The following is a 14720-nucleotide window of genomic DNA, read 5'->3' on the forward strand; positions in this document are numbered from 1 at the left end:
ATTGTTTATTCTTTAGCTTCTTTCCAATATTCATAGGAGTGGATCATGTACCCTTCATACGAAGATTCATCTTGCAGGTTGGTTTCCATAGCATCAATCTGCTCTCTCATCTTCGCTTTTCCTTCTTCTGCAAATGTGATTTTATTGATAAGGCTTGGGCGCATTTCTAATGAAAGTACAATTGGTTTACCAAGGTTATTAGCGTGTTTAACTTCCTCTTCCGTCATATATAAAATCCCGCCCGGACCTTCTGCATAATCACGGAATGCCATAACTGAAGTGTGATCCATTTGCTTCATGACCCATTTATTAAATGGAAGATCTGGATTGCCTGGTGTCTTTCGATCATCCCACCACATGGCAAGGTCCATACTCACTTCTAAATCTGTACCTTCTTTTGACTCTTTTACAAAGAGTTTGATGTTATCCATCCACTCTTTTAGCTTTTCATCATTGTGACGATTCCATCCATTTACCGTATATGGCTCAACATCAATATGAATTCCATCAAACTTTTGGGCGCTAGTTGCTTCACCATTATATTTTTTCACGTAATTCACAAGTTTCATAATGCGTGGTTGAAGGTCTTCCAGCGCCCATTTAGGATGTCCTCCCATAGCATGAACTTCAATACCTGCCTCTTGAGCTTTTTCCATGAAGTCCTGATATTTGGAGAATGGCTGCCTTAAATCCAAACGTGTATATAACATGTTAAGGTCTTTCTCTTTAGCGAATTGAATAATTTGGTCAGGCTCTGAAATCAAGTTGCTCGCGTGCCATATATAGGTTCCTCTTTTTTGTTCGTCTTGAGGTGATTCCGATGACTCTTCTTTATCTTCTTTCGGAGAAGTTTCGACCTCTTCTTCAGGTAGTGGGCTTAATTGCAACCAACTCTGAAAATCATCAATAGCTGTACCTACATAAGAAGATTGAGTGACATGTTTATCTAAAACATCCAGGTGCATATACATATCATCTACACCCTCGCCATGGAATGAAACAACATCATTACCTGAGTTTTCTAAGCTAACTCCAATCATAATGTCTTTATTATATTCATTAGCAGCTTTTAATTCGTCCTCAGTTAGTGCAACTACACCATTTGGCCCTTCCATTGTATCTCGATAAGCTAGAACTGCAGTTTGATCAAATTGGCGAATAAGCCATGTACTAAATGGCATATTAGATTCTCCAGGTGTTTCGATACTATCTAGCCAAAAGGGCATTGCCACGCTAACTTTTAATGAGCTATTTAGTTTTGCTTCTTCATATGCTGCTTGCATATTATTTTTCCATTGTTTTAAAATTGCCGTCTTGTTTTCGGTCCACGCTTGTAGTTTATAAGGTAAAACTTTAAATATAACGCCCGTCATTTTTGCGTTCTCAGCTACCGAATTATTATAGTCCTTTACCCAATAGGCAAAACTTAGACTTTCGTAGTTGTTCTCCTTTAAGCCCCAGGAAGGCTTACCGCCAAAAGCATACACGTCGATTCCAGCTTCATTTGCTTTACGGATAAATGTTTCATAATAGTCGTATGTTTTTTGTCTATTAATCTTTAAGTATATCTGATTAAGCTCCCGTTTCTTGCTTAGCTGCAATATGTCTTCAGTTTCAGTGTTTAAATCAGCTTGCTTCACCCATAACGCATGTTGTTTATTGCCTGGATGAGAAAACCCCGTTAAAAGCATTAGAATACTACATAAAATCCCAAAGATTAGTGTTTTTCTATACATACGTTCCTCCATCTTTTCCATTTTAGAGTAAGCTAACCAAGCAAGACTTATCTTCGAAAATACCACCGAAACAAGCAACAAACCTATGTAAACCGTAGCTTTATAGAAGAACGATCCCAAGTATTCCCTAATCATCCGAAGAGGATACCGAAAAAAGAATTCGCTGTTCCGAAATATGGTTTTCGATGTAAAGCCTTCATTGCCGTGTTAACTTTATAAACGTACTCAATAGATAACCCATCTTCAAATTAACTGTTTCTTTTATGAAATTCAAGGAGAATTTTTCAAAAAAGTCAAAAAATTGAAGTTTGAGTACATTCGTCATTGAAATCGACATTCTATATGTCTGAGAAAGGAGGCACCTATTATTAAATACAAGGGTCTGTTCCTTTTTACCTTGTTTTTAATCGCCTTGGGGATCTTTAGTTATATGCGTGATGCAGCTTCCCCCGACATTGAAACGTTAAAGCTAAAAGATGGAACACAGATGAAATTTCGAACAAAAGATGAAAAGATCCAAGTCTATCAAAACCAATCCTGGTCCCCCTTCTTTTCACAAGGCGTAAATGTAGGTGCCTCTCTTCCTGGACATTATCCTGGAGAGCTACCTATTAAGAAAGAAGATTATATGAGGTGGTTCAAACAGATTCACGAAATGGGGGCTAATACCATTCGGATCTATACCATTCACGATCCTGTCTTTTACGAAGCACTTGTCGAGTTCAACCAAAATCATGGAGAAGATCCCCTCTATTTCATGCAAGGGGTTTGGTCGCCAGTAAATGAACTTGATGAAACTCAAAATGCACATGCTTCAAAAGTGACAAATGCTTTTAAAAAGGAATTAAAAAATGCGGTTGGAGCTATATACGGAGACATCACGCTTCCGGAATCACACGGAAATGCAAGCGGTGAATATACCGTAAATGCTGCACCCTACTTACTTGCTTGGCATATTGGTACAGAATGGGATCCGAAGATGGTGAAGAAAACAAACGAAAAAAATAATGGTAAATCCTTTAAAGGGAACCATTTTCAATCTAAATCAGAGGCTTCTTCTTTTGAAAATTGGTTAGCAGAACTCATGAATTATACAGCAGCGTTAGAGAAGAAGCGCGGTTGGGAACACCCAATGACCTTTACAAACTGGGTAACCACCGACCCTCTGAAACATCCAAAAGAACCATTTCCAATGGAAGATGCCATTGAAGTGGATGCAACACAAATTACAACAAACCAATGGGAAGCCGGTTATTTTGCTTCCTATCACGTTTACCCTTATTATCCAGATTTTTTCCGTTATTCAGATCAGTACAAACAAGTAAAAGGTCCGAACGGAAAATCAAACAACTATCGAGGTTATCTCCGGGATTTGAAGGATTACCATAACGACCTCCCTATTATGGTTACTGAATTCGGAGTTCCTTCCTCTCTTGGTTCCTCTCATATTGGAGAGAATGAGTGGAATCAGGGAGGACATACAGAACAACAGCAAGGTGAAATTAACAAAAAGTTATTCAACAACATCTATCAAGAAGATTATGCAGGAGCCATTTTATTCTCTTGGCAAGACGAATGGTTCAAAAAAACATGGAACACTATGTTCTATGACAATCCTGACCGAAGAGCTTACTGGTATAATGCTTTATCAAGTGAACAATCCTTTGGTGTCTTAGGGATGTATCCAAGTAAAACCGATGACATCCAAATTGATGGCAAAACAGACGATTGGGAAAATGTAGAAGATAAAGAAAAACTAGATATGAAACGGAAAGGTTGGGAAGATATTTGGGTCACGCATGATGAAGGTTATTTATACATTCACGGCACCCTTTCTCAGCCCTATCAACCAGAGCAACAAACGCTCTATCTTGGAATCGATTCCTTACCCGGTGGAAACCGACAAGGTAAACCATTAGGGGATAAGAAATTAGATAAAGGCTTAGAAAGCATAATTCAATTAAGCAAAAAAGAAAAAAGTTTCATAAAAGTAGCTTCTAATTATGATTTCCATCAACGCCTTTATGGAGAAAGCTATGGCATGAAAGATGTTAAGCAGCAACACTCGAAGGAAAACTCTGGAATTTTCAAACCATGGAAGCTAGCACTCAGTTTAAAAACTGATCCGCCGCATTCCAAGTTCTCTGTTCCTTTCGATGACGTTACAGTTCAACTGAATAAGGGCAGCACAGATCCAGAGAGCAAAACCTTTAATTCTCATATACTCTGGCAAGCCAAGGATAAATCGATAGAGTTAAAAATCCCTTGGGCAATGTTAGGATTTTCTGACCCAAGTAAACGAAAGGCTATCAGCTATGAGGATGTTACAGAAAATAACTCATTTTCAACAGAAAAATCTAAAGGAATACGAATCCTACCATGGATCGTTGAACAGAACAAAGAAACCGTAAAAGGTTTAGGAAAACAAAATCCTGTTCCCGTTTCAGAGTTACCAATCTATCAATGGGAAACCTGGGATAAAGTAGATTACTACGAACATCTAAAGAGCAGTTATTACACCATGAAGAAAGCCTTTCAATCTACAAATAAATAGGAGGGATTCAATGTTTGTCAATTTAGATATGGCCTACTGGGCTATATACGGACTCCTTGCAATCTTAGGAATAAATGTTTTTATTATCCTAGCCATGAAGATCCGAAAAAAACAAACCCAAAAGAAAACGCAAAAATGTGTACAGCAGTTTCAGGAGTATCTGGATACAATTCAGTCTGATCTTAAGCAAAAAGATCGACTCCCTTTACCAGACAAACCCTTAAATAAGTTTGAAAAGCAAGTACTACAGCAGGTTTTATTCGATTGGATACACCATTATTCAGGCGAAAAACAAACAAAGCTTGAAATATTATGTAAAGATCTTGGGTTAGTTGAGCTAAATCTTAAACGACTGAAAAGCCTATCCCATAAAACACAGGTGGATGCAGCTTACAACCTTGGAGTTATGAGAGCGCCAGAAGCTACTGATCCTTTATTTCAGTTACTTTACCGAAACAAAAGAGACTCTACAATGTTCATCATAGCTCGATCTATTGCCCAGACATCCGATCAACCAGCAAAAGTTAAAGACATGATTATTCATTTATCAGAGGATAACCACAATAATTACGCATTAATCACTGATATCTCACAAGAATCATCACTAGATTTAAGAGTCATCTATACGCAGTTATTAAAAGAATCACGACCTGTATTAACGAAAGTTGCCCTACTCGGTTTGATGGAAGAATCTACACCTGATTTACACAGCCAAGTCCTCCCTTTCATCACATCAGAGGATAAAGAAGTACGTGAGCTAACGGTTCAATTATTAATCTATTCTGGTGCGTGCTCAGCCAGTGAAATTCAAAAGTTCATTCGCTTTAAAGATTGGGAAATTCGCTCCTTTATCGCTGAATGGATAGGAGATGCGAAAAAGACTGAATACACCAGTCTCCTTGAAGAAGGACTTAAAGACAAAAATTGGACAGTAGCCCGTTCTAGTGCTCGCAGTCTACTAAAACTAGGAGAATCAGGGTTCGAGATGCTATGTAAAGTTGCTCAAACAAATCAAGCTGGTGCTGATGTCGCATTGGAATGTCTCCATGAAGAGCTTAGCATCCAAGCTTCAAAAGCTGAACAAATGAAACAAAGTTCCGATTACGATCATAAATTGTATATCTTTAAACAACACTTTGGCGAAGATCAACAACTTACTCCAGCTATGTAAGATCAAAAACCTAAGCGCCCGTATTGGGAATATATGAATCCCTGGGCGCTAGAGCTAAAAGTGGCCCTCTAGCCACAAACATTACACTATGGTAAACAAAAGGAAAGGAGTCCGATATGAGGGAAATATTACTAGGGTATGGCTTATTCGCCATGTTCTATGTCTTCACGATAAACTCGATTTATTTAACGATCATGCTGTTTTCCTTTAAACGTATATTCAGCATCATCAAACGCAAATCCTATACCAATATTGAAAAATTATCAGATTCCAAGAATGTACCGCCTATCTCCATCTTGGTACCTGCTTACAATGAAGAATTAACCATTGAAGAAAGCTTAAAATCGTTACTCGCTCTAAACTATCCAACCTATGAGGTTATTGTCGTCAATGATGGCTCAAGCGATGACACAATAAACGTTCTGAGAAAGCAATTTAACTTACAATACCTGCCCCCTTCCAAAAAAGAAGGTGTTATTAAAACAGGTAATGTCAAAGGCATCTATTATAACCCGGTCTATCCTAATCTTTATATTATTGATAAAGAAAATGGCGGTAAGGCAGATTCATTAAATGCTGGAATCAACCACTCTAACTATCCATTAATCTCTTCAATTGATGCCGACTCCTTGTTAGAAAAAGATGCACTTATTCGAATAGCAAGCATGTATATGGAAAGTCCAGAAGAAACGGTAGGAATTGGTGGAAACGTCCGCATCGCAAATGGGTGCAAGATTGAAAACGGAGTAGTGAAAAACGTTCGCTTACCGAAAAAACTACTACCGATGATGCAAACCGTAGAATATTTAAGAGCCTTTATCGGTGGACGAATTGGTTGGAGCCAAATGAACGGTCTTATTATTGTATCCGGCGCATTTGGCGTATTCCGAAAAGATAAAGTTGTAGAAGTTGGCGGCTACCGTGGTGGTTATCCTGGAGAAGATATGAACATTATTATTAAACTCCACCGCCATATGTTACACCATAAGCTTCCTTACCGAATTGATTTCTGTCCAGATGCAGTTTGCTGGACGCAAGCACCAGATTCGTTCAAGATCCTCGGCAGTCAAAGAAAGCGTTGGGGCCGCGGAAACCTGAAGAACATGATTGAAGAAGGAATTTATATGTTTATGAATCCTAAATATAAAATTATGGGCTGGCTTACACTCCCATACAACATTTTGTTTGAAACGCTAAGTCCTTTCTTCAAAATTACGGGTCTTCTATCCATTATCGGTTATACACTTTTAGACATGACGGCCTGGCCTATCATAGCGACTTTCATGCTATTGAATGTACTATACGGAACATTACTTGGAGCGGGTTCATTACTCTTAGAAGAAATGGCATTCAACCGCTATCCGAGAATTCGAGATTTCTTCAAGATGCTCTTGTACACCATTCTAATGTTCTTTGGATACCGTCAACTTGGAATTCTATGGAGATTCCTCGGTCAAATTGATTTCTTCCGTAAAAACAACACATGGGGCACCATGACAAGAACGAGCTTTAATGAAGATAGCAAATCAGCATAAGATAAGCTCTTGCGCCCTTTTGCTGGGCGCAGGAGCTAGACATCTTTAACCTTAAGTACAATCACAAAATCACGATAAGGAGGGTTTCTAAATATGGACATGACCTACAGTGTTGGATCTCGCATCCTTAAGACATTTCAACAGTTTCTCCAATATTATGAAGCTAGTAGTCTGGCTTGCGGCGTTGTCATTATAAAAGCCGACTTGGGAGATGAGCAGTTGAAGTTACTTGAGAACCATATGCACAACCAGAAACCAGAAGTTGGCGCACAATTCAGCTATGATGCATCAGAAGGATTGTTAGGGATTCTTTTAGATGATTGTCACCTTGATTCCACCCATGATTACTCTTTCTATGTGAAGGAGTTTCTGGAACAAAATGGTCAGTTAAAAGGCCCTCTACTAATCGGGAGCTTTCCGGAAAATGGGCATCACGCTGAACAAATGATGTTTTCTATGATATGGATCCAAATGATCAGCGAAAGTGAAGCCAAGGAGATCAACATTTACAATCACAGACAGAACACTGAAGTAAATACATTCCACCCTTATCGTTGATTGGAAAAATAGAAAGATTCGAGATTTCTAAAGAACCATAAAACCTTAATTCTGAGTAAAGAGAGGGATTTATAATGAAATATTTTAACCAATTGGCTCAAAAAATTAAAACGAAGCAAGCAAACGTTGGTGTTGTGGGGATGGGCTATGTTGGCCTGCCACTTGCTGTAGAAATGGCTAAAACAGGTTTCAACGTTTGCGGTATTGATTTATCAGAAGACAAGATCGAACAATTAAAGCAAGGTCAATCTTACATTTCAGATATTAGCAATGAAGATGTGCAACGTGTTCTAGACTCTTCTAACTTCTATCCAACTACTGATTACAGTGTTGTAAGTGAACTTGATGCAATCAGCATCTGTGTTCCTACACCATTAAGCGAAAACCAAGACCCAGACACATCTTATATCACAAGCGTTATGGAAAAAATGAAGCCTCATTTGAAAAAAGGTGTGGTCATCACGCTTGAAAGTACCACTTACCCTGGTACAACAGAAGAGTTAATTCTTCGTGAATTGAACCGCGCAGACTACCAGGTAGGCGAAGACTTCTTCCTTTGCTACTCACCTGAACGCGTTGATCCGGGTAACGGACAATTCAACACACACAACATGCCTAAGGTAATGGGCGGAGCTACAGAAGCCTGCACAGACTTAGGTGTAATGCTATACAGCAATTACATCGAGCAGGTGGTACCTGTTTCTTCCCCTAAAGTAGCAGAGATGTCTAAACTATTAGAAAACACATTCCGTAGCATTAACATTGCTTTCATTAACGAAATCGCTATGATGTGTGAGCGTATGGATATTGATGTTTGGGAAGTTATTGATGCAGCAGCAACAAAACCATTTGGATTCATGAAATTCCAACCAGGCCCTGGTATCGGAGGACACTGCATTCCACTTGATCCAATGTATCTTTCTTGGAAAGCAAAAGGCTTCCGCTTCTACAGTAAATTTATCGATCTAGCTCAATCCATCAATAATAATATGCCAGACGTAATCGTAAACAAATCAGCACAAGTCTTAAATATTTACGGTCGTTCCATCAACAGTTCCAAAATCCTAATTTTAGGAATGGCCTATAAACCAAATATCAGCGATCTTCGTGAGTCCCCTGGTCTTTATCTATATGAGCTATTTAAAGAAAGCGGAGCGAATGTTGATTACTGCGATCCGCACGCTGATAGCTTTATCGATGATGACGGTAATACCGTCCAATCTGTTCCTTACAACAAGGATATTTTAAAGCAGTATGATTGCATGGTGCTTGTAACGAACCACGCAGCATTTGATTATAATGAAATCGCTAATCTTGGCGTACCAATCGTTGATACAAGAAACGCATTCAAAGATTATGATTATCCTCATATTCACAAATTTGGTACAACGGCAAAAATCGCTAGAGAAAACTCTATCGCTCTATAAGTAAAATCATAACCAAGAAGGCGGGATTCTCCCCCTTCTTAGGTTTATCTAAAACTGAACTTATTATTCTTATATTATCTGAATAAACAAAACTATTACATCGAATGAAAAAGGAGTATGACATTATGTGCGGAATCATGGGATATATCGGAACACAAGAATCTCAAAACATCATTATGAACGGACTTAAAAAGCTAGAATATCGTGGGTATGATTCAGTTGGCGTTGCTGTAAACAATGGTGACTCCATCCAAACGAACAAAGCTGAAGGTCGCTTTGAAAACCTACAAAGCTTATTAAACGAATCACCGCTTCAAGGTACGGTTGGAATCGGTCACACACGCTGGGCTACTCACGGACGTCCTTCCGATGAAAACTCTCACCCTCACACAGATACGAATAAAGATTTTGCTATCGTACACAATGGCATCATCGAAAACTATCTAGAAGTGAAAAAAGAATTAGAAGATCAAGGTGTTGTTTTTCAATCTGAGACAGACTCAGAAGTTGTCGCTCACCTACTCACTTCTCTATACGACGGTGATGTGATTTCTACAATTAAAAAGGCTGTACAAAGATTAGAAGGCGCTTATGCTCTAGGAATTGTAACAGAACATGATCCTGACAAACTTTTCGCTATTCGTCATGATAGCCCACTAATCGTAGGAAAAGGTGAAGGCGAAAACCTTATTAGCTCGGACATCCCAGCTGTATTGGAGCACACTCGTGATGTGTACATCCTTGAAGACGAGGAATTGGCTATCCTTACAGAAGACGAAGTTAAACTCTTAGATATTCAAACGGATGAACCAGTAAACCGTGAGATCTTCCGTGTTGATTGGGATATGGAACAAGCTGAGAAGAACGGTTATGACCACTTCATGCTTAAAGAAATCCATGAACAACCTAAAGCTCTTCAAACTACTATGGCTGGCCGTGTAGATGCTGAGAATCATCAAGTACAATTTGAAGAACTAAACTGGACTCCAGAGCAATTAAATAAATGGAATAAAATTTATATTGTAGCTTGCGGAACAGCTTACCACGCTGGATTAATCGGAAAAGGTGTTATTGAAGAGCTTACTCGCACACCAGTAGAAGTAGAAATCGCTTCTGAATTCCGTTACCGCCGTCCTATCGTTGATGAAAATACACTTGTTATGGTGGTAAGTCAATCTGGTGAAACAGCTGACACACTAGCTGCATTACGCGAAAGCCAGAAGAAAGGTGCCAACGTCCTTGCGATCACAAACGTTGTAGGTAGCTCTATTGCACGTGAAGCAAATGAAGTCATTCTAACAATGGCAGGACCAGAAATTGCTGTAGCATCAACAAAAGCTTATACAACACAAGTTTTATCCTTCTATATGGTTGGTATCTATATGGCTCAAATCAAAGAAACAATCTCTTCTCAAGAGCAGAAAAACCTTATTGATACGTTAGTACAAACACCTGATCAAATGGAAGGTATTTTAGAGCATGTGAAAGGCCTTCAGTGGTATGCAGAGTCTATTCAGAACTCCAATCACGTATTCTTCATTGGCCGTGGCATGGATTACGCAGTATCCTTAGAAGGTTCTCTAAAACTAAAGGAAATCTCTTATATCCACTCTGAAGCATATGCAGCTGGTGAACTTAAGCACGGTACCCTTGCTCTTATTGAAGAAGGTACCCCAGTGATTGCACTTAACACACAAGAAGAACTTTACGACAAAATGCTAGGAAATATCAAAGAGCTAAAAGCACGTGGCGCACAAGTGCTAGGACTAGCAATGGAAGGAAACTTAAACATTTGGCAATATGTAGACGAAACGTGCTACATCCCAGCAACACAGTCCCTATTTACGCCACTTCTATCCGTGGTTCCATTACAGCTAATCTCTTATTACACAGCTCTTGGATTAGGCAATGACGTAGACAAGCCAAGAAACTTAGCTAAAAGTGTAACAGTTGAATAAAAGCTAAACTGAGTATTCTTCATAAGCAATATCTAGTGAGATATTGCTTATGTCGTAATCCTCAAGCAAAACTATAAATCTATTAAGGTGGTGCGGATCATGAATAATACAAAACTAGATGAACGAGGACTTCAAACAATCTTACAGCATATCAATGATAAAGTAAGCGGGAACAATATCATCGAAGAGGACCAAATCATCACAGAAATGATCCAAAGCTTACAACCTTTCTATCAACAAAATACGAACTAAAGCTCGAAGGATAAAGGAGGATTTCTTATGCACTCCACATATGCAGTTGTACTAGCAGCTGGTAAAGGCACTCGAATGAAGTCAGATTTACCGAAAGTTCTGCACCCTGTATGCGGAAAACCTATGGTTGAGCATATTACAGATCATTTAAAGAACTTAAACACGAACGAGATTGTAACCGTTGTTGGCCATAAAAAAGAAATGATTCAAGAACAACTTGGCCAATCCGTTAAATACGCTGTACAAGAAGAACAATTAGGAACAGCGCATGCGGTTAAAATGAGCGAAGAGCTTCTTGGTGATAAAGAAGGTACTACTCTAATCATCACAGGCGATACACCACTTATCACAGAAAAGACGCTAGATTATTTATTAAAACACCATCACCAGACAAATGCAGCAGGTACAATTTTAACCATGCTTCCTGAAGATCCTTCTGGTTACGGACGCATTGTTCGAAATGCTTCAGGAAATGTGAAACGCATTGTCGAACAAAAAGATGCAACCGAAGATGAAAAAGAAATACAAGAAGTGAATACTGGGATTTTCTGCTTTGATAATCAGCTACTTTTCTCTGCTCTACAAGAAGTAGACTCAAATAATAATCAAAGTGAATACTATCTTCCAGATGTTATCGAGATCCTTCAGAACAAACAACACACCATCTCTGCATCCGTTATGGAAGATGTTGATGAAGGACTTGGCATCAATGATCGTATTCAGTTATCCAAAGCTGAACAGATTATGCAACAACGAATCCTAGAAACGCATATGAAGAATGGCGTTACGATTGTAGACCCAAAGACAACCTTCATTGAAGCAGATGTTGTAATTGGAAGAGACACTACGATTGAACCACGCACTCATCTACGTGGACAAACCCGTATTGGGAAGCATTGTGTCATTGGACCTGATGTTGACTTACTTGATTATGATGTAAAAGATCAAATGAAGATTCACAATTTCTCTATGACTAATGACGTTTGTAGCATCCCACTCGGATCATAAGAAAAGCTCCAGCGAGCTGGAGATAGACATCTAAGAGCTAAAACTTTCTTACTCATAAAAGGGAGATCTATATGAATTCCATCAAGAAAATCATCAAAAGACCAAACATTTTAGTAATTGTCGTTGTTGTTTATATATTGATTGGGGCGATTAGTATACTTCATAATCCAGATCAGACAAATGATCAAGTAAAAGCAACTTGGATTTGGGATGAGGAAAAGATCGCAAAACAACCTGAAGAAATCGTTTCGTTTGCTAATGAACAAGACGTGAACTTAATTTACGTTCACGTGAGCTCGAAACAATTTTCCGTCCAGGATTATCGTTCCTTTATTCAAAAAGCTAGTCAAAAAGATATTCAAGTTTATGCTCTTGGTGGAGACCCATATTGGGCGCTCACCTCTAAACAAAAGGATTTAACAAACTTTGTTTCAAAGATAAAAAACTATAATCAAATGGTTGAACAAAACGAACAATTCCAGGGAATTCATGTAGACATTGAGCCATACCTCCTCCCTTCTTGGAAGGAAGATAAAGAGTCGGTTATGGAACAATGGATGATGAATTCTGTACACCTTATTGAAGAAGCAAAACAAGACACAAACCTTACAGTCAGCGGTGATTTTCCTTTTTGGATTCATAAGTTGAATGTTCCTGGCAAGTCCATGAGCCTAAGTCAGTGGATGCTAAAACATTATGATTCAATGACTCTTATGGCTTACCGCAATTATGCAGAAGGAAATAATGGAATCAGCCAAATTGCAACCCCTATTGTGAAAGAGGCCGACAAACAAGACAAATCTGTGGTAATTGGGGTAAACATCATTGATACAGATGAAGGAAAGCATACTACCTTTTACAGCACTGAACCTGGGCACATGAGTCAGGAGCTAAAACAACTGAGAAATTCCTTTAAGAATAACAGAGCATTTTCAGGAATTGCAGTCCATGATTATGCTCATTGGAAGAAAAAACAGTCTAGTTAAGAGATATGGAAGAAGCACAGAGTATCCTCTGTGCTTCTTCGTTTATGTAAAGACCTTAAATGATAGGGAAAACAAGGAAATAAAAATAGGTTATAACATACATAAACCAGAATTGACCTTCATCACCTAGTCTATATATCCTATTTTTTTTAAAAAATCTACCATCGAAATCCTCTCTTTTTATATTTTTTCACAAAGCAAAGTATTTCATCCATAATTATCTCCCTCGATAACGCCCCCTTTTCCCAAACAAAAGAGGTAGGAAAATCCTTTATTTTAGCCTAATATGACATTAAATCTATTAAAGGAGGAATATTTTTATGAAGTTAAAAAAGATTGCTAGTTTATCTTTAGCCATTTCGATGATGGTCTCCCCAGTATTTGCAGATGCCGCATCTAGTGATGATATCAAAGAACCAAAGAAGATCGGTGACATTAATGTACAGCAAGAAAAAGGGGCATTTGTAAAAGGAGAGGTCATTGTTAAATTTAAGGACGATGTAAAATCAAAGGCCAAAGAAAAGGTACTTGAAAATGTAGGTGCAAACTTGATCCCTGATAACGATGCAGTTAAATCTAGCTTTGACGTTTTAAAAGTTGGAAATGTTGAAGCAGTTGTAAAAGCACTGAGTAAAAACCCTTTAGTTGATTATGCTGAACCTAACTATATTTTTAATGTAGCTTGGACTCCTAATGATACTTACTATGAAGGCTATCAATATGGCCCACAAAACACATATACTAACTACGCTTGGGATATTACACGAGGAAGCAGCTCACAAGAAATTGCTGTTATTGATACTGGTGTAGACTATTACCACCCTGACTTAGATGGCAAAACACTACGAGGGTATGACTTCGTGGATAATGATTATTACCCAATGGACTTAAATAACCACGGTACACATGTTGCTGGGATTGCCGCTGCCGAAACGAACAATTCTAGAGGGATTGCTGGAATGGCTCCGAATACAGAAATTATTGCTGTACGTGCTCTAGACGAAAATGGAAGTGGCTCACTAGATGATATAGCGGATGCCATTACGTATTCTGCTGATGTTGGAGCTGAGGTCATTAACCTTTCACTTGGATGTGACTGTAGTACAACTACATTACAGAACGCCGTTAATTATGCATGGAATAGCGGTTCTACACTTGTAGCTGCTGCAGGAAATGATGGTGTATCTACAACATTTGAACCCGCTTCTTATAGTAATGTAATTGCTGTAGGCGCTGTTGATCAGAACGATCAGGTAGCTTCTTTCTCTAATTACGGTACATGGGTTGATGTAACTGCACCTGGTGTAGATATTGCTTCTACAGTTCCGAACAATGGTTATGCTTATATGTCTGGAACTTCTATGGCGTCTCCTCATGTAGCAGGACTAGCTGGTCTTCTAGCAGCACAAGGCCGTAGTAACTCTGAAATTAGACAAGCTATTGAACAGTCTGCAGATGAAATCTCCGGTACGGGTACGTATTTCGAACACGGCAGAATCAATTCTTATGATGCTGTTCAATACTAAGTAAGCATA

Annotated in this window: 11 protein-coding genes; 10 read left to right on the forward strand and 1 reads right to left on the reverse strand. The window is 38.7% G+C overall.

The window, feature by feature from the left end:
* Window positions 1-5 precede the first annotated feature (5 nt).
* Entirely contained in the window at window positions 6-1871 is a 1866-nt protein-coding gene (locus tag GS400_RS19535) for a hypothetical protein (protein WP_236561077.1), read from the reverse strand.
* A 277-nt stretch (window positions 1872-2148) separates the two neighbouring features.
* Here GS400_RS19535 and GS400_RS19540 point away from each other — a divergent pair, with 277 nt between their 5' ends.
* From GS400_RS19540 to GS400_RS19585, 10 genes are all read left to right on the forward strand, one after another.
* A complete protein-coding gene (locus GS400_RS19540) occupies window positions 2149-4290 on the forward strand; it encodes a hypothetical protein (RefSeq protein WP_236561078.1) in 2142 nt (713 codons plus the stop codon).
* Between the two features lie 10 nt (window positions 4291-4300).
* Entirely contained in the window at window positions 4301-5461 is a 1161-nt protein-coding gene (locus tag GS400_RS19545) for a HEAT repeat domain-containing protein (protein ID WP_160104395.1), read from the forward strand.
* Between the two features lie 116 nt (window positions 5462-5577).
* A complete protein-coding gene (locus GS400_RS19550; RefSeq protein WP_160104396.1) occupies window positions 5578-6996 on the forward strand; it encodes a glycosyltransferase family 2 protein in 1419 nt (472 codons plus the stop codon).
* Window positions 6997-7089: 93 nt separating this feature from the next.
* The gene (locus GS400_RS19555; protein WP_160104397.1) at window positions 7090-7554 is read left to right on the forward strand and encodes a hypothetical protein; all 465 of its coding nucleotides are present in this window, start codon (window positions 7090-7092) and stop codon (window positions 7552-7554) included.
* A 74-nt stretch (window positions 7555-7628) separates the two neighbouring features.
* Window positions 7629-8981 (forward strand): nucleotide sugar dehydrogenase, encoded by a 1353-nt coding sequence (locus GS400_RS19560; RefSeq protein ID WP_160104398.1) that lies wholly within the window; start codon window positions 7629-7631, stop codon window positions 8979-8981.
* 125 nt (window positions 8982-9106) lie between these two features.
* On the forward strand, window positions 9107-10939 hold the full coding sequence (glmS, locus tag GS400_RS19565; RefSeq protein ID WP_160104399.1) for a glutamine--fructose-6-phosphate transaminase (isomerizing): 1833 nt from the start codon (window positions 9107-9109) through the stop codon (window positions 10937-10939).
* A gap of 99 nt (window positions 10940-11038) precedes the next feature.
* Window positions 11039-11191, forward strand: coding sequence for a hypothetical protein (locus tag GS400_RS19570; protein ID WP_160104400.1), 153 nt, complete (start codon window positions 11039-11041; stop codon window positions 11189-11191).
* Between the two features lie 27 nt (window positions 11192-11218).
* On the forward strand, window positions 11219-12199 hold the full coding sequence (glmU, locus tag GS400_RS19575) for a bifunctional UDP-N-acetylglucosamine diphosphorylase/glucosamine-1-phosphate N-acetyltransferase GlmU (RefSeq protein ID WP_160104401.1): 981 nt from the start codon (window positions 11219-11221) through the stop codon (window positions 12197-12199).
* A 71-nt stretch (window positions 12200-12270) separates the two neighbouring features.
* Complete coding sequence (locus tag GS400_RS19580) at window positions 12271-13185, forward strand: hypothetical protein (protein ID WP_160104402.1); 915 nt, start codon at window positions 12271-12273, stop codon at window positions 13183-13185.
* Window positions 13186-13505: 320 nt separating this feature from the next.
* On the forward strand, window positions 13506-14711 hold the full coding sequence (locus GS400_RS19585) for a S8 family peptidase (RefSeq protein WP_160104403.1): 1206 nt from the start codon (window positions 13506-13508) through the stop codon (window positions 14709-14711).
* Window positions 14712-14720 lie beyond the last annotated feature (9 nt).

The organism is Pontibacillus sp. HMF3514, assembly GCF_009858175.1.
In the GTDB taxonomy this organism is placed as follows: Bacteria; Bacillota; Bacilli; order Bacillales; family BH030062; genus Pontibacillus.

Excerpts from the sequence above, each read along its gene's own strand:
- glmS (WP_160104399.1), top strand. The coding sequence starts at position 9,107 with ATGTGCGGAATCATGGGATATATCGGAACACAAGAATCTCAAAACATC.
- glmU (WP_160104401.1), top strand. The coding sequence starts at position 11,219 with ATGCACTCCACATATGCAGTTGTACTAGCAGCTGGTAAAGGCACTCGA.
- GS400_RS19585 (WP_160104403.1), top strand. The coding sequence starts at position 13,506 with ATGAAGTTAAAAAAGATTGCTAGTTTATCTTTAGCCATTTCGATGATG.
- GS400_RS19535 (WP_236561077.1), bottom strand. The coding sequence starts at position 1,871 with ATGATTAGGGAATACTTGGGATCGTTCTTCTATAAAGCTACGGTTTAC.
- GS400_RS19560 (WP_160104398.1), top strand. The coding sequence starts at position 7,629 with ATGAAATATTTTAACCAATTGGCTCAAAAAATTAAAACGAAGCAAGCA.
- GS400_RS19545 (WP_160104395.1), top strand. The coding sequence starts at position 4,301 with ATGTTTGTCAATTTAGATATGGCCTACTGGGCTATATACGGACTCCTT.
- GS400_RS19580 (WP_160104402.1), top strand. The coding sequence starts at position 12,271 with ATGAATTCCATCAAGAAAATCATCAAAAGACCAAACATTTTAGTAATT.
- GS400_RS19550 (WP_160104396.1), top strand. The coding sequence starts at position 5,578 with ATGAGGGAAATATTACTAGGGTATGGCTTATTCGCCATGTTCTATGTC.
- GS400_RS19555 (WP_160104397.1), top strand. The coding sequence starts at position 7,090 with ATGGACATGACCTACAGTGTTGGATCTCGCATCCTTAAGACATTTCAA.
- GS400_RS19570 (WP_160104400.1), top strand. The coding sequence starts at position 11,039 with ATGAATAATACAAAACTAGATGAACGAGGACTTCAAACAATCTTACAG.